Consider the following 18,461-nt stretch of genomic DNA (forward strand, 5'->3'; position numbering starts at 1 on the left):
GATCCCCCCGGTGCCCGCAGCGCTACGGCCGCCGCTTTGACCTGAACTCTCGTTGAGGTTCTACCGTTCGGGGTGCACGACCACACGAACAACGGGGGAACCACGATGATCCTGGTGACCGGCGCGACCGGCAACATCGGGCGGGCGCTGCTGACACAGTTGCGCGACGACGCAGGGACCACGCCACGCGGGCTGACCCGCGACGCGGCGCGGGCCGAGCTACCCGCGGGCGTCGCCGCGGTCGAGGGCGACCTCGCGCGCCCGCAGACGCTGGGCCCGGCGCTGGAGGGCGTGGACTCGTTGGTCCTGCTCCAGGGGATGGGCGCCGACACCGAAGTCCTGGAGGCCGCGCGCCGGGCAGGGGTGGGCCACGTGGTGCTGGTCTCCTCCATCACGGTGGAGACCCACCCGCACCTGCCCGCCGCCCGCCAGAACCGCGCCGTCGAGGACGCCCTGAAGTCGACGGGCATGGACTGGACCGTCCTGCGGCCCACCCAGTTCGCCTCCAACACCCTGTGGTGGGCCCAGGAGATCCGCGAGCACGCAGGCGTGGAGACGCCCTACCCCGAGGTGGGGCTGCCCGCCGTCCACCCCGCCGACATCGCGGCCGTGGCACACGCGGCGCTGACGCGGCCGGGCCACCGGGGCGCCACCTACGCCCTGACCGGGCCGGCGCGCGTGACGGTGCGCGAACAGGTGGCGGCGATCGCCCAGGCGGTGGGGCGCGGCCTGTCGGTCACCCCGATCACCCGGGAGGAGGCCCACCGGCGGATGGCCGCTTTCATGGGCGCACCCACCGCCGACGCGGTGCTGGACCTCATGGGCGGCGACGTCAACGAGGCGCTGCTGCGGGTACGCGACACCGTGGAGCGGGTCACCGGCGCCCCGGCCCGCACCTTCGCCCAGTGGGCCGGCGAGAACGCCGCCGCCTTCGCCTGAGCCGGCCGGCTGCCGGGACCGGGCGGATCCGGCGGGGGAGTGACGGTCCCCCGCCGGAGGCGGTCACGGCAGGCGTTCGATGGGCGTCTTAGGCAGGAATCTGGCCCAGAACGACTCGCCCGCGGTCGTCACGATGGGCCAGCCGTCGTAGCGGCTGAGCGCGACGTTGATGACGTGGGCGTCAGCAGGTGAAATCCCTTCGTCCTGCCACCGTGTGGCGGTGCGGGCGACGTCGATCGCGGAGTCGCGGTCGAGCTCGCTGAAGGTGAAGATCGGCCAGTCCAGCCGACGATGCACCTTCTCGGCCCGCACCGGCGACACCCCATTGAGCCCCGTGGCCAGCGCGAGAGCCGGCACGTGGATGGGGATGACGTGGCGCTTGGCGAAGGTGACGAGGGCGGACATGTAGACCGAGCCCTGCGCCCAGGCCGCGACGGCCGAGGCGGTGAGGATCCTGCCTCCGATCACTCGGCCACCTCGATGTCCAGACCGGTGATGCTGCGCGCCCAGGCCATGGCGAGCTCGTAGGTCTCAGGGTCGTCGCGGCGGGCATCGATGAGGTCCTGCTCGATCAGGGCGCCGGCGCGCTCCTGGCGGGCCTTCTTCTCGGCGATCGCATCATTGACCCACGCCGATACCGAGCGGGCCTCTCCCGATTCCACCGCGGATTCCGCGGCGGCCAGCAGGTCGGGGTCGAGTGTGACGGTCACGCGCTTCTTCACCTCGCTCATACTTTGATCATACTCCGGGGGCGGGCGCCCTCCAGGGCAGGAAAACTAGCGGCGCCGCAAGCGCGATGTGGGGACAATGGCCGCCATGAGCCCAGACGACCCCAAGGAGCTCGTTCGCCGGGGATATAACGCCGTGTCCCACCGGTATCGGGCCGATGACGACCGGCCCGATACCCACGTGGAGTGGGCGGCCACGCTGGCCGACCGTCTGCCCGCGGGGGGACGGGTGGTGGATCTGGGGTGCGGCAACGGGGTCCCGGTGGCACGCGACCTGTGCGCGCAGGGCTTCGCCGTCACCGGGGTCGATGCCAGCGAGGTCCAGGTGGCGCGGGCGCGGCCGCACCGCCGGTCGCGCCCCCACCCGACCCCGAGTCGGCCGGCGCGGTGCCGACACCCCCGGTGCGGCCGGGCGGCCACCGCGCAGGCCCGCGTCCCGCCGGTCACGGCGGCGACGGCGCGCGGGCCTCGATGAGGAAGCGGGTCGTGGTGGCGGTGAACGCGCCGTGGGCGCCGATGTGGTCGTGCAGGGTGCGCAGCTGGGAGCGGTAGCGGTCGACGGTGAAGCCGGGGACCATCCACACGACCTTGCGCAGGAAGAAGACGACGGCGCCGATGTCGCGGAACTCGGTGTGCAGGGATGCGGTTCGCAGGTCGGTGACCTCGAGCCCGGCGGCCTCGGCCGCGCGCCGGGCGTGGTCGGGGTGGCGGGCATCGCGGACGTGGGCGGGCTGGGGGCCCAGGAAGTGCTCGACGAGTTCGAAGACGCTGGCGGGGCCGACCTGCTGGGAGAAATAGGTGCCCGAGGGGCGCAGGACCCGGGCGACCTCGGCCCAGTCAACGGTGACGGGGTGGCGGCTGACCACGAGGTCGAAAGAGTCGTCGGCAAACGGCAGGGGGTCGCCGCCGTGGGCGACCACGGCGATGCCGCGCGGGTGCAGGGTCCGGGTGGCCTTGGCGAGGCTGGGCGGCCAGGATTCGGTGGCCACGGTGAGCGGGGCCGGGGAGTCGATGCCCGCCAGGACCTCGCCGCCGCCGGTCTCGAGATCGAGGGCGCAGGAGGCGCGCGCCATGCGCGCGCCAATGGCGCGCTGGTAGCCCCAGGAGGGGCGCTGCTCGGTGGCCCGGCCCTCCAGCCAGGAGAAGTCCCAGCCGTCGACGGGGACGGAGTCGGCCTCGGACACCAGGGAGTCGAACGTGTGTGCCATGTCCTGATCGTGCCACCGCGGGTCAGGGGCGGGCCAGGAGATTTTCCCGGCTGTGGATATCCGCCGCGCGCCGCCCGGCGCCGCCGGCGACAGCGGCCGCCCCAGGCCATCCCGCCCCTCAGGTCACCACCGCACGGGTCAGGTCCGCATCGCCGGTGATCTCCACCGGGGTGATCCCATGGGTCCAGGTGTAGTCCACGCCCAGCCCCCGGCGCGGGGCACGGCCCGAGGCCGAGGGGCCGATGAAGCCGATCGGGCCGCCCAGGATCTGCTCGCAGGCGGTCTTGGCCGAATCCAGCGCCCCCACGATCCAGGTGTGGTGGACACTCAGGTGCTCACCGGCGAAGTGGATGTTGCGCTCGGGCGCCCGCCCCGCGGCGAACATCTCACGGAACTGCCCCGGCAGGAACTTCGCGTCGCCGGCGGCCCACCGGTTGGCCCAGGCCACATCGTGGGCCTGGAGGAACAGGCTCTCCACATCGGCCTCGGGGTGCAGCGCCTGCAGATCGCGCAGCGCCAGCCGGATCCGCTCCTGCGGCGACTGCGGCAGCCACGTGTAGGCATCGGTCATCCACGCATAGTGCAGCAGCACCCCCGCGCCCGCCGATCCGATCCCGTTGGAGGGGTAGACCACCCACCGCGACGGCAGATCCGTGATGGACTGGCCGCCCTTGACGGGCGCATACCCCTTCTGGGCATCGCCCTTCTCCCAGAACCGCTCCCGGAACCGCAGCCCGATCTTGTACAGCGGCTGGTAGTTCATCGCCCGCACGGCCTGCTCCTTGGCCGGCGACCACCGCGGCGTACGCCACATGCGCAGCACCGCCGGCGGAACCGCCGCGATGACCTTGTCGAACACCATGCTGCGGTCGACGTCGTCGGCGTCGACGTAGTCCACGCACACCGTGCCGTCCTTGAGGTCGAACAGGGCGCGCACCCGCGCCCCCATCACGATGTTGGAGCGGCCCACCAGGTCGGCGCAGGCCTTGGGCAGCCGGTCCATGCCGTCCTTGACCGTCTTCCACTTCGGCTCGCCGAAGTCGATGCTCTCGATGACGATCTCGGGGAAGCTCGCCTGGAACTGGTTGGTCTGGGAGGTCATGACCTCCACGTAGTTCACCATCTGCGGGCTCCACCCGCACACCGTCGTCAGGTAGCCGTAGAACGAGAAGTTGTCGAACTGCACGATGGCCTCGAACCCCTTCTTGAAGTCCTTCTTCAGCAGGTCGGCGAAGGGGCGGATCACCTTCTCCAGCATGGCCGCCGCGGTCGTCGGCTCCCCCGGCAGGCCGAACCCCAGCTCACCGGGGTGGGCGTTGGCATAGGCCAGCGTCATCACCTTGCCGGTGTTGTCGCGGGTGTCGTTGACCAGGACGCGGTTGCCCGAGGGGTCGGAGATCACGTAGTCGATCAGCTCGATCTTGTCGGCGGCGGCGCTGTGCTTGTTGAGGTGCTTGATCAGGTCGAACACCGGCTTGTGCTCGGCCAGCTCGGGCAGGCGCATCGCGCCGGCCTCGTAGTACTGGTCGGCATCGTCGGTGAAGCGGTGGGTGAGGATCCGCCCGCCGACACGGGTGAACTCCGACTCCAGCACGGTGACCTGCGCCCCGCGCTTCTGGAGCAGCAGCGCCGCATACAGGCCCGCCATGCCCGCGCCGACGATGCCCACCCGCAGCCCCTCGGGCTCCCGCGGCGGGCGCATCTGCTGGGGGATCGGCGGGACCTGGGCGTGGGAGAGCGCCCACTGCTCGTAGGCGTCCCTGAGCGAGTACTCCTGTGCTGCGTCGCCGCCCTGCTGCGCCACCGCCACCACCCCCGTCGCCGTGCGGCCGCCCCGAGCGGGCCGGCCGCAAGGGGGCCTACCCGCCACCGCAGCCGCGATGGCGCGCCCAGGGGAGTGTTTGCGCAGGATAGACGCCCGACATGCACCCACCCCCGCCAGGTCAACAGGACCCCTACCGCCCGGCAACCGGCCCCGCCCCGCCAGGGCCCCTCACCCGCCGGCGCCGGTCAGGGCGCGCCCGCCGGCCGCTCGCTCCCCTCACCGGCCGACTCCAACGGCGCCCCCGCCTCCGCGTCCGCGTCCGGCAGCGACCGCGCCGCGACCACATCGGCCGCATCGCCCACGATCTTGGAGAAGTTGTCGGGCTGGTCCAGGCTGACCATGTGCCCGGCCCGCGGCACGTTGATCAGCCGCCCGTCGGCACAGGCGTGCAGGAACCGCTTCTCATGGATCCGGAAATGGTCGCGCGCACCGTTGACCAGCCACACCGGCCCCCGATACGCCGCCAGCGCACCCAGCACATCCATGTCGGCGATCTCGTCGATGACCGACCGCGCGGCCTCCATCGCCAACCCGCCGTCCAACGCCGCCCGGGCGCCCTCGCCCGGCAGGGTCAGCCGGTGGAACCGCTCATTGACCGCCTGCCCCTTGTCGGGCAACCGGTCCAGCAGCGCCGCCGGGATCCGGTACACCTGCGCCAGCGACTGCGCCGGCCGCGCCGTGCAACTGGCCGCCACCAGCCCCGCCACCCGATCCGGAGCCGCCGCAGCCGTCGCGATGGACACGAACCCGCCCATGCTCAACCCCACCACCAGCGCACGGCCCCCCACACCCTCCACGGCATCACCGACGGCCTCCACCGCCCCGCCCAGCGTGAACCGCTCACCCCGCCGCGTCCCGTGCCCGGGCAGATCAGGGGCGACCACCCGGCGCCCCTGCGCCCCCAACGCCTCCACCTGCGGACGCCACATGCTCCCCGACAGCCGTAACCCGTGGACCAGCACGATCGCCACATCCATGTGCACCCTCACGTCCTCGCCTCCACACGACCGCCCGGGCGCGGCCCCTGCCTACGACGCGTACACCACCGTCACCGGGGCATGATCGGACCACCGCTCACCATGGGCGGCCGCACGCTCCACCCGCGTACTGCGCGCCCGCGCCGCCAGCCCCGGCGTCGCCACGTGGTAGTCGATCCGCCAACCGGTGTCGTTGTCGAAGGCCCGCCCGCGGTAGGACCACCACGAATACGGGCCGTCGCCCTCACCCACCAGATTCCGCACCACATCGACATAGCCCGCCTCGTCGAACACCCGCGACAGCCAGGCCCGCTCCTCCGGCAGAAACCCCGAGTTCTTCTTATTGCCCCGCCAATTGCGCAGATCCACCTCACGGTGGGCGATGTTCCAGTCCCCGCACACCACCAGCTCGCGCCCCTGCGCCTCCACCTCCGCGCGCCGGCGCACCAGGAAGGCGAGGAACTCGGCCATGAACCGCTCCTTCTCCTCCTGGCGGTCGGTGCCGACCTCACCGGAGGGCAGGTACAGGCTGGCCACCGTCACCGCACCCAGATCGGCCTCGGCATAGCGCCCCGACGCGTCGAACTCCGCCGACCCGAACCCCACCCGCACCGCATCGGGCTCGGTGCGCGTGTACAGCGCCACACCCGCCCGCCCCTTGGCCTGCGCCGGCGCGATCAGCACATGCCATCCCGGCGGCGCCCCCACCTCCGCCGGCAGCTGGTCGGGCGCGGCCCGCGTCTCCTGGAGGCACACCACATCGGCATCGGTGGACTCCAGCCACCCCACGAACCCCTTGCGCGCCGCCGCACGCAACCCGTTCACGTTCACCGTGGAAATCGTCGTCAGCACGTGCGCCAGCGTAGCCAACCCCCGGCCTCACACCACTTCGCCCGCCCCCTGCGGGAGTGTCCGCTCATCGGCGATACGGCGCAGCACACCGTAGGTGCGGTTGGAGCGCGCCGCCTCGCGCTGCGCCGAAGCGGTGACGTCGATATAGGACTGCGACGAGGTGATGGAGGTGTGCCCCAGCAGCCGCATGATCTCGGTCACCGACGCCCCGTCCTCGGCCAGCCGGGTGGCGAAGGTGTGGCGCAGGGCGTGCACGAGCGTGCCGCGCGCCACCCGGTCGTGGACGCCGGCGTGCTTGTAGCACTGCCGCACCAGGTATTGCAGCCCGCCGCGGCGCAGCCCCCGGCCCCGGTTGTCCACCAGCAGCGCATCGGCGGCCTTGGCCGGACGGCCCAGCCGCACCGCCCGGGTGTGCAGGTAGGCCTCGATCAGCGCCTCCAGCGGCGGCTCGATGGGCAGCGACCGCGTCTTGCCGCCCTTGCCCACGACCCGCACCCGCCGCTCACCGGGGCGCCCGCCGATGGACTCCACCCGCAGCGCCAGCATCTCCGCCGAGCGCAGCCCGGTCAGCAGCGCCAGCGCCAGCACCGCGATGTCGCGCTCGGGCCAGGGGTCGCGCGCCCGCCGGCACCCCTGGGCCAGGGCCTCCAGCAGCCGCTCGGGGGTGTCCTCGCCCAGCAGCGGCTTGGGCTGGGCCGGCGCCAGGCGCGGACGGCGCACCGCCGGCATCGGGTTGCCCTCCACCACCCCCTCGGCGACCCAGAACCCGAAGAACCCGTTCCACGTCGACCAGGCCCGCACCACGCTGGACGCCGCCCGCTCGGCGGCGAAGTCGGCGAACGCGCGCCGCAGCACCTGCCCCGACAGGTCCTCCAGCAGCAGGCCGGCCCGGTCGGTGCCCTCGGCGGCGGCCACACAGTCCAGCACCCCCACCAGGTCGCGGCGGTAGGCGGCCAGAGTGTGCGGCGAGGGTTTGGCCGCCCCCCGGGCCACCAGGTACTCCTCGACCGCCGCCACCGCACCCCTCGCCGCGCTCATACCCGCATGCCTTCCCGCTCACGGCCCGCCCGCACACCCGCACCCGCGTCGCGGTCGCGGACCACGGCCACATGTTCGAACACCACCGGGCCCGCTGTTCGACCCGGCGCCACCGACACTAGCGGGCGGCCCACGCGCCCACACCCGCCGCGCGGGAGCGGGCCCGGCCGCCGGGCACCGGGGCAGGCAAGGGGCCCCGGTCAGCGGACAGCGCACCCCCTCACCGCGGCCCCAGCGGGACGACCCGGCGGAACTTGCCCCCGGAGGACTTCTGCGGCGGCTCGGCGGCACGCTCCACCCGCACACCGCCAGCCCCCTGCTCGGCGAGCAGCCCGCCCAGCGCATCGCGCACCTCCTCCCACACCCGCTCCGCGTCGGCGCCCTCGGCGGCCGCCAAGCGCACGCGCACCACGGCGGGCTCGGCCTGGACGACCTGGAACTGCTCGACGCCGGGGACGCGGTCCAGCCGGGCGCCCACCACCATGGGGGACAGGCCGACGTCGCCGCCGCTGCCGGTGGGGAAGGTGAGCACATCGGCGGCGCGGCCCTGCACCCGCAGCGCGGGCAGCCGGTTGCCGCACGGGCAGGGATCGGGGCGCACCAGGACGCTGTCGCCGAGGTCGTAGCGCAGGATCGGCTGGATGCGGTTGGCGAGGTTGCTGATCAGGACGGTGTGCGACGGCTCGCCCGGCGCGACCGGGCGGTATTCGGCGTCGACCGGCTCCACCGCGGCCCAGTCGCTGTTGACGTGGTACCAGCCGTGCTCGCACCCGGTGCTGAGGAACCCGCACTCGGTGCAGGCGTAGGCGGCGCGCACCGGGGCGCCGAACGCGGCGGCGAGCTTGTCCCGGGCCTCGTCCGTCATCGTCTCGCCGCCGGCGATGATGACCGCGGGGCGGATGCGCAGCCGCCCCGCCTGCTGTTCGCCGGCCAGCAGGGTGAGCATGCTCAAGAACCCCGAGAGCGTGGCGGGCCGGTACCGGTTGAGCTCGTCGACCAGGTCCGCCAGCGGCTGCTCGATCGAGAAGACCCGCATGATCCGCCCCGTCCACGGGTGATCGAGGCGGAAGCGGGCCGTGGAGGCCACCGTGAAGAAGTGGCCCCCGGGCGCGGTGACGACGGCGGTGCGCCCGGCGCGGGCGAGCACGCGCAGGCCGTCGGCGAGCCCGAGCCCTCCACTGGTGCGCGCCCCCAGGGCGGTGTGCACGGCCAGGTTGCGTTCGTCGGTGAGGAACAGGCCGCGCACGCCGCTGGTGCCGGAGGTGGTGGACACCAGGTAGCGGCCCTGGAACCGGTGCCCGACGAGGGCGGGGTCGGCCACGAACTCCTGGACCTTGGCGAGGGTGACCTCGCGGTCGGTGACCCAGTCGTCGAAGTGGGCCATCAGCGTCTTCTTGTCGGTGACGGGCAGCTGCGCCGGGTCCTCGACGCGCTCGGGCAGGCCCCGGTACAGGTCGCGGTAGAACGGCGAGTGGGCGCGGGCGTAGGCCACCAGGTCGGCCAGGCGCTCGCGCCGGCGCCGGGCGAGCGCCGTGGGGCCCTGCCGCAGGGCGCGCCGTGCGTCGCTGGCGAGCCGCAACGGGGTCTCCGTCGTCTCCGTCATGGTGGGTCGGTCCTCTCTCGGTGGTCGGGGCGCCGCCCTCCTGGGGCGGCGGGCACACCACCGGTGCCGGGCGGCCCGTGGTGGGGTGCGGGGCCGGCGCGGGGCGGCCTGGTCCGCGGGCGGAGGAGGCGGGCGCCGGTGGTGCGGGGTGGGGGTACGGGCGGGTGCGTCGGTGGCGGTCAGGGGCTGCGGTCGTCGTCGGGCGCCTGTACCGACAGCAGGCCGTGCAGGGCGACGTCGAGGCCCTGCCGGCTGGCCTGCCACAGCTCCTCCTGCGACCGGCCCAGCCGGGCGCTGGCCAGGCCCGCCTGCTGGAGGGCGCCCATGAGGGCCCCGGTCATGGCCGCGGCGGTGACCGGGTCCAGCCCGGGGAACTGCTTCAGCAGCTCGTCGGCCATGCGCTGCTGGAGGGTCACCAGTACGTACAGCGCCTTGGCCTGGAGGGCGGGCGTGGCCAGGACCAGCCGCAGGGGCGCCGACACCTCCTGAGGGGTCCTGGCGGGAACCCGGGGCCGGCGGTAGGCGGCGTAGTCGCGGACCATCCGGCCCAGCACCTCACCCGGGCCCTCGCCGGGCTCGCGTCGCGCGATCGCCGCGAGCAGCACGTCGAAGTTGCGCTCCACGTCGACGAACAGCACCTCGTCCTTGCCGCGGAAGTAGCCGGCGAACGTCTTGGGGTCGACATCGGCCGCGGCGGCGATCTGCGCCATCGTGGTCTGCTCGTAGCCCTGCTCCTCGAACAGCCGGATCGCCGCCGCGACGATCCGCTCCCGGGTCAGCCGCTTCTTCCGCTCACGCCGTGACTCCTGCATGACACGAACATACATCGAATGTAATTTTCCGGGAAGACGGAATTTTCCATTCAATGGGGCCGACATGCCCCGGGCCGATGGCACAATGCGGCCACCGCCCCTTGGCGAAGAGCAGGAACCGCCCACCGGCGCCGCCGCATCGTACCCACGACACGATCGAGGGGGAGACGATGAACATCTACGACCAACTGGCTGAGCAGGCACTGAGAAACCTCGTGACCGGAGGCGTATTCGTGATCCTCGGGCTGTTCGTCGTCCGCATGGCGGCATCGGCGACATCCGCAGAGCTGCGCCTGGCCCGACACGGCATCACAATCACGGGCAGGATCGTCGACATCCGCCGCACGTGGAAACGGCGCCGGCCACCGGGCGCCTCACAAAGCTCAAAACCGCGCTAGGTGGAGATGAAGGAACCCATCGTGGAGTTCCAGCCCCGCGAAGGCCGCACGATCCGGGAGGGCACCCCCTGAGCCCCGCCCGGCGGCTCACGGAATACGGCGCGCGACCGCCAGGGACACCGCGTGCACCAGCGCCTCCAGCGGCCCCCGGCGGCCCGTCAGCCTCCACAACGTGGCGCCCGCCAGCGCACCCCCCACCACGCTCAGCGCCAGATCGGTGGCCACGAACGACAGCACACCGCCCTCCAGCAGCCCGCTGTCGGCCGCCCAGATCACCAGCACATGGCCCACATACGTCGTCAGCGACAGCGCCCCCACCGCCACCACCGGATACAGCACCCACCGCAGCGCACGACCGGCCAGCAGACACACCCCCAGCACCGCGATCGCGATCCCCCCGGCCCCCAGCACCTCCAGCGGGGTCCCGCTGTGCGGCGCCGTGACCAGCAACCACACCGGATCGTTCACCGGAACCGTCCCCGGCAGCCCCCCGGCCAGCGCCGCGTCCAGGTCCGGCGCGCCCCCGTAGTCCTCCATCGGGGCACCGGCGAAGGCGCCGGCCAGCCGCTCCCGACCCCCCAGCGGCCCCAGGACGACCCAGGAGACGCCATGGGCCCCCGCCGCCAGGGCGGCACCCACCCCCACCAGGCACCACCGCACCCGCGCGGCGCGCAGATCCAGGCGCCCGATGGCCAATCCCGCCAGAACGAACGGCAGCCACGTGAAGGCCGGGTAGGCGCCGGTCAGCAGGAGATCCAGGAGGCCGTCGGCGCCCAGGGCCACCAGCGGGTCATAGGCGTCGACGGCCGCGGCCGCTGCGCGCAGCGGCCCCCCGGCGATGAGCCCGCGCAGCCAGAACGAGGCCAGGGGACCGGCGACGGCCAGAACCGCCGTCGTCCCCGCGACGATCTTCCAGCGCTCCTGGAGCAGGGGGACGGCCAGGACGAAGAACACCGCGTAGTAGGCCAGGATCACCGCGACCGGCGCGCCCAGCATCGTCAGGGCGGTGCCCAGCGGCAGCATGAGCAGCCCGCGCACGACCACCCGCCACAGGGCCACGCCCATGTCGGCGCCGGTCCTAGGGGTGGAGCCGCCCGAGATCAGGGCGATGGAGACCCCCGCGAGCAGGGCGAACAGGGCGGCGGCGCGCCCGGCGACCAGCGGGGTCAGGACGTTGGCGCCGTCGGCGCCCGACCAGCCCAGGCCGACGTGGATGACGAACATGCCCAGGACGGCCAGGCCGCGCGCGAGGTCGAGGCCGGTGAGGCGGTCGCCGGTGCGTGGCCCCCGTCGGGAGCCTCGGGCCGGAGACGGTGACGTGCGGGGGAGCGGCGGGGTGGGCGCCGCGCGAGGGGCGTCGCCCGCGGTGCCGGGGGAGGGGTCGATGCTGTGGGACACGGTCCGAGCATTCCCCTCCCGGAGCCGGTCCGCCGGGGGTTCGCTCGAGTTCGGGGCGGGGTGGCCGCTTGTGGCCGGTGGCGGGGGAGCGGGCGACGGGCGGCCAACGGAAGGGGGCGTTCGCGCGTCCACCGCGGCCGCCCGCCGGGCCGAGCGGGAGAAGGCGCCGAGCGGCGGGACCGGCCCCTGATGGGCGGCGTCCGTCCATGAACGCCTATATGTCGGGAATATACCCAAAACATGCATAATGCCTTTTATGCATCACTTCTGACTCAGGCGGTCGAGGGCCGATCGGGGGATCTAGGCTTGCCGCCATGCCGGAACCCCACAGCATCGTCCTGTTCGTCCTGGCCGCCCTCGTCCTCATTCTGGCGCCGGGACCCAACTTCATCTACATCCTGACCCGCAGCGTCAGCCAGGGGCCGCGGGCCGGGGTGATCTCCGCGCTGGGCGTGGAGCTGGGCACGCTGGTCCACGTCGGCGCCGCGGCCGTGGGCCTGTCGTCGCTGCTGGCCGCATCGGCGATCGCCTTCGACGTCGTGCGCTACATCGGCGCCGCATACCTCATCTACCTGGGCATACGCGCGATCGTGGGGCGCGGTGACATCGACGTGGAGCCGGGTGGGGCGCCGCCGCGCGCCGGCCTGCGGATCCTGCGCGACGGGGTGCTGGTCAACGTGTTCAACCCGAAGGTCGCGCTGTTCTTCCTGGCGTTCCTGCCGCAGTTCGTGGACCCCGCCCAGGGGTCGGCCGTCGGCCAGATCCTCGTCTATGGTGCGCTGATGGCCGCCATGGGCCTGTGCATGGACCTGGTGTTCGCCTTCGGCGGCGGCGGGGTCAGCCGCTGGCTGCGCCGCCATCCCGTCGTCGCCGCCCGCCAGCGCTACGCCGTGGGCGGCGTGTACCTGTCGATGGGCGCGGCGGCGGCGCTGAGCGGACGCCACTGAGGACGGCGGCTACAGGGAGTATTCGGCCGCCGTTCCGGGCGCATTTCACCCCTTCCGCCCTGCCTGATATAGCTCGCCGATAATGCACCTTATGTAAAGTAACGCTTCTTTTGGCCTTGTTCTGGGCGTGTCGCGGAGACACGGTGACCGATCGTGATCAGCGCCCCAGGGGCGGATGGCGGCCGGGGTGCGGGCTCCGCACCCCAGCCGCCGGGGCCTCTCCGCGCGGCCCTCCCCCTGACCGGCCGGTCAGGGGCCGAGGAAGTCGGTCAGCAGCGCCGCCAACCGGTCGGGCGCATCGTGCTGGACGAGGTGGCCCGCGCCCTCGATCCACTCCAGGCGCGCGTGCGGGATGGCCGCGGCCAGGCGCCGGGCGTGCTCGGCGGGCAGCCACCGGTCCTCGGTCCCCCAGGCCACCACAACGGGGATGTCCAGGTCGCCGTAGCGGTCCTCCACCTGGCGGGTGTGCTCCTGGTCGGCGTGGGCGATCTGGCGGTAGAACGCGCGCTGCCCCTGCTCCCCCAGCCAGGGCCGCACCAGGGCGTCGGTGTAGTCCGGCGCCGGCGCGGTGTGGGTGCCGGAGGCGATGTAGGCGCGGACGAGGGCTTCGTGCAGGTCGGCCGGCAGGGCGGGGAAGACCTCCGGGTTGTCGTGCACCAGCCGGAAGAAGCCGCTCCCCCACGGGCGCAGCGCGACGGCGTCGAGGAGGGCGAGGCGGCGGTAGGCGATTGCGTCGAGCAGGGTTGTGCGCAGGGCGATGGCGCCGCCGATGTCGTGGGCGACGACGCTGGGGCGGTCGAGGCCCCAGTGTCGCAGGAGTGCGGTGAAGGCGGCCTGCTGGGCGGGCAGGGAGACGTCGGGAAGGTCGGTTCCCCGGGAGGCGCCGAATCCGGGCAGGTCCCAGAGGTAGACGGTGTGGTGGGCGCTGAGGGCGGTGGCGGTGGCGTGCCAGACGCGGGAGGAGAAGGGGGTTCCGTGGAGGAGGACGACGGGGTCGCCGTGGCCGTGGGCGGTCCAGTGGACGGTGCCGGCGGGGGTGGGGGTCGTGTGGTCGAGGGTCCAGTCGGGCATGGGGATCTCCTGATGTTGTTACCGGCAACAAGCTGATACCGGTAACCGCGAACGTTACCAGAAGCATCCTCGAGGCGGTAACATTGCGGGCATGGCCTACACACGACCCCCGGCTCCCGGGGCACTGGAGCTCATCGAGGCGTTCGGCAACTCCGCGCGCCGGCTCCACGGCGAGGACGCGCTGTCCGATGTCGGCGGCGCGCGGGCGTGGCTGCGCGAGCGGGGATGGGGGCGCGCCGCGGACGAGCTGGACGAGAGCGGGCGCGCCGAACTGGTGGCGGTGCGCGAGGCGCTGCGGGAGCACATCGCCGGCGGCGCGGCCGCGGACGCGCGCGAGCTGCTGAACACCTGGTCGCGCCGCGTGCTGGCGGCGCCGCACTGGTCCCCCGAGGGCGATCCGGGCGTCGCGGTCGCGGCGTCGGGCGGGGTCGAGGAGGTCGTGGGCACGGTGCTGGCCGCGCTGGCCGGCGAGGAGCTGGCGGGCCGGCGCGGCCGGTTGAAGGTGTGCCACTCCCCCGACTGCCGGTGGCTGTTCTACGACCGCTCCCCCGCCAACAACAGCGTCTGGTGCAGCATGAGCACGTGCGGGGCGCGCCACAAGATGCGCTCCTACCGCACCCGCCGGGGCGGGTGACCGAGCCGGTCGTGGGGCGGTGTGCGCTCAGCCGTCCGCCTGCACGGTGAGGTCGTCGCCCAGGGCGGCGGCGATCTCGGCGGCGCGGGAGTGGTCGTCCAGGCGGCGGGTGAGGTAGGCGCAGGCGTGGCCGTGGGTGAGCGACCACCAGCCGACCGAGCCGCCGATGCCGCCTTTGGCGATCTTGGTGCGGTCGCGCAGGAACCCCAGGGTCCAGGTGAGGGTGGTGCCGAAGACCGTGTCGTGGCCGGTGGCCTGGGCGGAGATGTACTCCTCGTGGAGCCGGGGGCCCAGGAGCCGGGCCACGGGGCCCGCGGTGTCGGTGAGGTGGGAGAAGAACTCCGCGATGGTGGTGGCGGTGGCGTGCAGGTTGACGCCGCCGAAGACCGATTGCCGCCAGGCGCGGGAGTTGATCCGCTCGATGTCCAGGGCGCCGGCGGGGGTGTGCAGCCAGGGGGCCGCGGGCAGGAGGCGGGGCCAGTCGGGGTCGGCGTATTCGAGGTCGGCGACGCGGTGGAGGGCGTGGTCGGGGACGCCGAACCAGGCGTCGATACCCAGTGCGGGGCGGACGACGTCGTTGAAGGCCTCCCCCAGTGTGGTGTGGGCGCCGGCGCGCAGGATGCCGTCGATGAGGTGGCCGTAGGTGAGGGCGTGTTCGCCCAGTGATGCCCCGGGCGGGTGTTCGGGGGCGGCGTGTTCCAGGGCGGTGCGCAGCCCGGCGTCGTCGAGCAGGTCCAGGTGGGCGGCGGAGGCGGGGAAGCGGGGCTGGCCGGCCTGGTGGGTGAGGACGTGGCGGAGGGTGGTGTGGTCCTTGCCGTGGGCGCGGTAGCCGCTCCAGTAGGCGGCGATGGGGCGGTCGAGTTCCAGGGTGCCGTCGCGGACGGCGGTGAGTGCGGTGAGTGCGGCGAAGGCTTTGGACAGCGAGTAGGGCTGGACGAGTGTGGTGGCGGTCCAGGGGTGGTGGCGCCGGGTGTCGGCCCATCCTCCGTTGAGGCGGACGACTTCGGTGCCCGCGCGCCAGATGGAGAGGCCGGCTCCTGTTTCGCGGCCGTCGTCGACCAGGCGCTGGAAGGTCCGGCGGACGGCGGCGTAGCCGTCGGCGGCGAAGCCTTCGACGTTGCCGGTGTGGGTGGTGTCTTGGGGATCGGGGGTCGGGTCGTGCGGGGCGGGGTGTGCGGGCATGGCGAGGCCGCCTTTCATACGCCTGGGGGGTATGTGATCGCGAGAAACATACCCCCGGTGGGTATGGTCGTGCAACGGCGGATCAGCCGGGCGGGGCCGATCGCGGGGCGGCGGGGTCGGCCCGGGTGCGCGTGCGGTACTGCTCGGGGCTGATGCCGCGTTCGCGCTTGAACGCCGCGCTGAGGGCGAACGGGCTGCCGTAGCCGACCCGGCGGGCCACGGTGCTGAGGGTGGCGCCGGGCTCGCGCAGCAGGTCGGCGGCCAGGGTCAGCCGCCAGGCGGTGAGGTAGGCCATGGGTGGCCGGCCCACCGTGGTGGTGAAGCGGCGGGCCAGCGCCGCCCGGGAGACGCCGCAGGCGCCGGCGAGCCCGGCGACGGTCCAGGGGTGTTCGGGGTGGGTGTGCAGCAGGCGCAGGGCGCCGCCGACGACGGGGTCGCCGTGGGCGCGCAGCCAGGCGGGGGCGTGGTCGGCGGCGCGGGCGGACCAGGCGCGCAGGGCGGCGATGAGGACGAGGTCCAGGAGCCGGTCCAGGACGACCTCCTGGCCGGGTTCGTCCTTGACGGTCTCCTCGGCGAGCAGTGCCACCAGCGGGGTGTTCACGGCGTTTGCGGGCAGGTGGGCGAGGTCGGGAAGGGCGCTGAGCAGGTGGCGGGTGACCTCGCCGGGCATCTGGTAGGTGCCGATGAGCATGGTGGTGGAGCCGTGGGGGTGGTTGCCCCAGGTGCGGGTGCCCAGGTCCATCGACGCCGGTGCGCCGTCGGGGGCGGTGCAGTGCTGGCCGGGGTGGATGGTCACCTGGAGCGGGGTCGCCGGGTCGTCGGCGACGGTGTAGGGCGTGGGTCCGCGCATGAGGGCGATGTCGCCGGGGCGGACCTCGCAGGGTGCGCCGCCGCCGGTGGTGGTGATGCGGGCGCGGCCGGTCAGCATCGCCACCAGGGTCAGCGGGGCGCCGTCCTGGACGCGCACGTGGAAGGGGGGTGCGAGGACGGCGCGGAGCAGGAAGGCGCCGCGTGCGCGCGGACCCTCCAGCAGGTTCGCCAGGGCGTCCATGGCAGCTGAGTGTAGACGCCGGCGTATGCGGGTGAGGGCGTGGGCCATGGCGTGCGCTGGGGCGACCGGCGTTGACTGGAGTCTGAAGCGGAGGGCGTGAGCGCGCCGGCCGGCCGGGTTGGTGCCAGGGCCCGATGCGGGCGGCCGCGATGTGGGAGGGGTGAGCGGTGGACGTGGTGCGCGGGGGCGTCCTTGTGGCGGCGGTGCTGGCCGTGGGGGTGTTCGCGGGGCTGTTCTACGGCTTCGCCGTCGCGGTCATGCCGGGGCTGCGCGCGGCCGGTGACCGCACCTTCGTGGAGGCGATGCAGCGGATCAACGTCGCGATCCTCAACGGGTGGTTCTTCGCGGTGTTCTTCGGGGCTCCGGTGCTGATGCTCGTCGCCGCCGCGCTGCACCTGGAGCCGGGGCGGCGGCATGTGCTGGTGTGGATCGTGGCGGCGCTGGCGCTGTATGCGGTGGTGTTCGTGGTGACGGTGGTGGTGAACGTGCCGTTGAACAACGCGCTGGAGCGTGCGGGGCGGGTGGCAGAGATGGCCGACCCGGGCGCGGTGCGGGCCGCGTTCGAGGACCGGTGGGTGCGGTGGAACACGGTGCGGGCGGTGGCGTCGGCCGCGTCGCTGGGGTGCCTGGCCTGGGCGCTGGTCCTCTACGGGGGTGCGCTGAGCGCTGGGTGACCGGGGTGGGCCGGGGTCGGCGAGCGGGCGGGGTCGTCGCGAGCCGCGTTCGCCGAACTATTCGTTCCCGTAGTCGGCCGGGGTCACCCCGGTCAGTCAGCCGGTGGGGTGCACCCCGGAGGAGCCGCGGCGGTGGCAGCCGGTGAGGTGGGTGTCGACCAGGCCGATGGCCTCCATGAGGGCGTAGGCGGTGGTGGGGCCCACGAAGCGGAATCCGCGGGTGCGCAGGTCGGCGGCGAGGGCGCGGGAGGCCGGGGTGGCGGTGGGGACCTCCTCGGCGGTGCGGGGCGCGGGGGTGTCGCGGGGCAGGTGGGACCAGATGAGGGCGTCCAGGCCGCCGTGGTCGCGCAGGGCGATGGTGGCGCGGGCGTTGGTGCGGGCGGCCTCGATCTTGGCGCGGTTGCGCACGATGGCGGTGTCGGCCATGAGGCGTTCGACGTCGTCGTCGGTGAAGGCGGCGACGGCGTCGGGGGCGAAGTCGGCGAAGGCGGTGCGGAAGGCGGGGCGCTTGGCGAGGATGGTCAGCCAGCTCAGCCCGGCCTGGAACGCCTCCAGGCTGATGCGTTCGAACAGGGCCTGCTCGCCGTGGACGGGCTGGCCCCATTCGGTGTCGTGGTAGTGGAGGTTGAGGGGGTGGGTGACGGCCCACGGGCAGCGCCCCAGGCCGTCCTCCCCCACCACGGCGGTGCGGCCAGCCTCGGCGTCGGCGGCGGCAGGGGGGGTGGCGGGTGTCATCTCGGGTCCTCCGGTGGGTTCGGGGCGGTGGAGCGGTCAGGCCGCGCGGGCGATGGTAGTACCTGGTGGCCGGTGCGCAGCCGCAGGGTGGGCGGTGCGGTGGGGCACCGTGTGCATGCTCCCCGGTCCCGACAACTCGGTGGCCTCCATCGCCCCGTCTGATCGGAGTGTCGCGGTCGACCCTGTACGAGCACGTGCCGGAGCTGTCGGGCGGCCGGGCCGCGGTGGCCGGACGACCACCGCGACTTCAGCAATCCTTGTCCAGCGAGGTCCGAAAACTTGTCGTGGCCAGAATAGACATGGTCACATGTTGCTGCTAAATTTTCTGTCGTAGCCAACGAGGTTCACGGCTAGGCCCACCGGATACGCCGGTGGAGAGTAGGACGGCT

At 73.3% G+C, this 18,461-nt stretch carries 20 protein-coding genes; 6 read left to right on the plus strand and 14 right to left on the minus strand.

The window, feature by feature from the left end:
• The first annotated feature begins 72 nt into the window (after positions 1–72).
• On the plus strand, positions 73–939 hold the full coding sequence (locus tag ACFOVU_RS16575) for an NAD(P)H-binding protein (protein ID WP_378534598.1): 867 nt from the start codon (positions 73–75) through the stop codon (positions 937–939).
• A 63-nt stretch (positions 940–1,002) separates the two neighbouring features.
• Here the strand turns inward: ACFOVU_RS16575 and ACFOVU_RS16580 are convergent, their stop codons facing one another.
• Positions 1,003–1,407 (minus strand): hypothetical protein, encoded by a 405-nt coding sequence (locus tag ACFOVU_RS16580; RefSeq protein ID WP_378534599.1) that lies wholly within the window; start codon positions 1,405–1,407, stop codon positions 1,003–1,005.
• The gene (locus tag ACFOVU_RS16585) at positions 1,404–1,670 is read right to left on the minus strand and encodes a hypothetical protein (RefSeq protein ID WP_378534600.1); all 267 of its coding nucleotides are present in this window, start codon (positions 1,668–1,670) and stop codon (positions 1,404–1,406) included. Before ACFOVU_RS16585 ends, ACFOVU_RS16580 begins: the two co-directional genes overlap by 4 nt.
• A gap of 85 nt (positions 1,671–1,755) precedes the next feature.
• Here ACFOVU_RS16585 and ACFOVU_RS16590 point away from each other — a divergent pair, with 85 nt between their 5' ends.
• Positions 1,756–2,142 carry a class I SAM-dependent methyltransferase gene (locus ACFOVU_RS16590; protein ID WP_378534601.1) on the plus strand — a complete coding sequence of 129 codons (387 nt, stop codon included), beginning with the start codon at positions 1,756–1,758 and terminating at the stop codon, positions 2,140–2,142.
• On the opposite strand, the gene ACFOVU_RS16595 is transcribed toward ACFOVU_RS16590, so the two are convergent.
• The 7 genes from ACFOVU_RS16595 to ACFOVU_RS16625 form a co-directional block, all read right to left on the minus strand.
• The gene (locus tag ACFOVU_RS16595) at positions 2,111–2,875 is read right to left on the minus strand and encodes a class I SAM-dependent methyltransferase (RefSeq protein ID WP_378534602.1); all 765 of its coding nucleotides are present in this window, start codon (positions 2,873–2,875) and stop codon (positions 2,111–2,113) included. The genes ACFOVU_RS16590 and ACFOVU_RS16595 overlap by 32 nt on opposite strands.
• Positions 2,876–2,993: 118 nt before the next feature.
• Positions 2,994–4,679, minus strand: coding sequence for a flavin monoamine oxidase family protein (locus tag ACFOVU_RS16600; RefSeq protein ID WP_378534603.1), 1,686 nt, complete (start codon positions 4,677–4,679; stop codon positions 2,994–2,996).
• A 206-nt stretch (positions 4,680–4,885) separates the two neighbouring features.
• Positions 4,886–5,677: an alpha/beta fold hydrolase gene (locus ACFOVU_RS16605; protein WP_378534913.1), complete on the minus strand. Its 792-nt coding sequence runs from the start codon at positions 5,675–5,677 to the stop codon at positions 4,886–4,888.
• A 51-nt stretch (positions 5,678–5,728) separates the two neighbouring features.
• On the minus strand, positions 5,729–6,529 hold the full coding sequence (locus ACFOVU_RS16610; RefSeq protein ID WP_378534604.1) for an exodeoxyribonuclease III: 801 nt from the start codon (positions 6,527–6,529) through the stop codon (positions 5,729–5,731).
• A 27-nt stretch (positions 6,530–6,556) separates the two neighbouring features.
• Positions 6,557–7,567 (minus strand): tyrosine-type recombinase/integrase, encoded by a 1,011-nt coding sequence (locus ACFOVU_RS16615; RefSeq protein ID WP_378534605.1) that lies wholly within the window; start codon positions 7,565–7,567, stop codon positions 6,557–6,559.
• Positions 7,568–7,787: 220 nt separating this feature from the next.
• Positions 7,788–9,170, minus strand: coding sequence for a hypothetical protein (locus tag ACFOVU_RS16620; RefSeq protein WP_378534606.1), 1,383 nt, complete (start codon positions 9,168–9,170; stop codon positions 7,788–7,790).
• A 179-nt stretch (positions 9,171–9,349) separates the two neighbouring features.
• Positions 9,350–9,982, minus strand: a complete 633-nt coding sequence (locus tag ACFOVU_RS16625) for a TetR/AcrR family transcriptional regulator (protein WP_378534607.1) — start codon at positions 9,980–9,982, stop codon at positions 9,350–9,352.
• A gap of 170 nt (positions 9,983–10,152) precedes the next feature.
• Between ACFOVU_RS16625 and ACFOVU_RS16630 the strand changes: the two genes are divergently transcribed.
• The gene (locus ACFOVU_RS16630) at positions 10,153–10,380 is read left to right on the plus strand and encodes a hypothetical protein (RefSeq protein ID WP_378534608.1); all 228 of its coding nucleotides are present in this window, start codon (positions 10,153–10,155) and stop codon (positions 10,378–10,380) included.
• A gap of 87 nt (positions 10,381–10,467) precedes the next feature.
• Here ACFOVU_RS16630 and ACFOVU_RS16635 read toward each other — a convergent pair whose 3' ends face one another.
• A complete protein-coding gene (locus ACFOVU_RS16635; RefSeq protein ID WP_378534609.1) occupies positions 10,468–11,778 on the minus strand; it encodes a DUF418 domain-containing protein in 1,311 nt (436 codons plus the stop codon).
• Between the two features lie 314 nt (positions 11,779–12,092).
• On the opposite strand from ACFOVU_RS16635, the gene ACFOVU_RS16640 reads away from it, so the two are divergent.
• Positions 12,093–12,725, plus strand: coding sequence for a LysE family translocator (locus ACFOVU_RS16640; RefSeq protein WP_378534610.1), 633 nt, complete (start codon positions 12,093–12,095; stop codon positions 12,723–12,725).
• Positions 12,726–12,974: 249 nt separating this feature from the next.
• Here the strand turns inward: ACFOVU_RS16640 and ACFOVU_RS16645 are convergent, their stop codons facing one another.
• Entirely contained in the window at positions 12,975–13,796 is an 822-nt protein-coding gene (locus ACFOVU_RS16645; RefSeq protein ID WP_378534611.1) for an alpha/beta fold hydrolase, read from the minus strand.
• Between the two features lie 91 nt (positions 13,797–13,887).
• Between ACFOVU_RS16645 and ACFOVU_RS16650 the strand changes: the two genes are divergently transcribed.
• Complete coding sequence (locus tag ACFOVU_RS16650) at positions 13,888–14,430, plus strand: CGNR zinc finger domain-containing protein (RefSeq protein WP_378534612.1); 543 nt, start codon at positions 13,888–13,890, stop codon at positions 14,428–14,430.
• A 27-nt stretch (positions 14,431–14,457) separates the two neighbouring features.
• Here ACFOVU_RS16650 and ACFOVU_RS16655 read toward each other — a convergent pair whose 3' ends face one another.
• Positions 14,458–15,612 carry a serine hydrolase domain-containing protein gene (locus ACFOVU_RS16655; RefSeq protein ID WP_378534613.1) on the minus strand — a complete coding sequence of 385 codons (1,155 nt, stop codon included), beginning with the start codon at positions 15,610–15,612 and terminating at the stop codon, positions 14,458–14,460.
• Positions 15,613–15,694: 82 nt separating this feature from the next.
• Positions 15,695–16,663 carry an AraC family transcriptional regulator gene (locus tag ACFOVU_RS16660; protein ID WP_378534614.1) on the minus strand — a complete coding sequence of 323 codons (969 nt, stop codon included), beginning with the start codon at positions 16,661–16,663 and terminating at the stop codon, positions 15,695–15,697.
• Between the two features lie 167 nt (positions 16,664–16,830).
• Between ACFOVU_RS16660 and ACFOVU_RS16665 the strand changes: the two genes are divergently transcribed.
• A complete protein-coding gene (locus ACFOVU_RS16665) occupies positions 16,831–17,337 on the plus strand; it encodes an anthrone oxygenase family protein (RefSeq protein ID WP_378534615.1) in 507 nt (168 codons plus the stop codon).
• Between the two features lie 96 nt (positions 17,338–17,433).
• Here the strand turns inward: ACFOVU_RS16665 and ACFOVU_RS16670 are convergent, their stop codons facing one another.
• Entirely contained in the window at positions 17,434–18,072 is a 639-nt protein-coding gene (locus ACFOVU_RS16670; protein WP_378534616.1) for a DNA-3-methyladenine glycosylase I, read from the minus strand.
• Positions 18,073–18,461: the final 389 nt, after the last annotated feature.

It is taken from the genome of Nocardiopsis sediminis, assembly GCF_042650565.1.
Classification (GTDB): domain Bacteria; phylum Actinomycetota; class Actinomycetes; order Streptosporangiales; family Streptosporangiaceae; genus Nocardiopsis_B; species Nocardiopsis_B sediminis.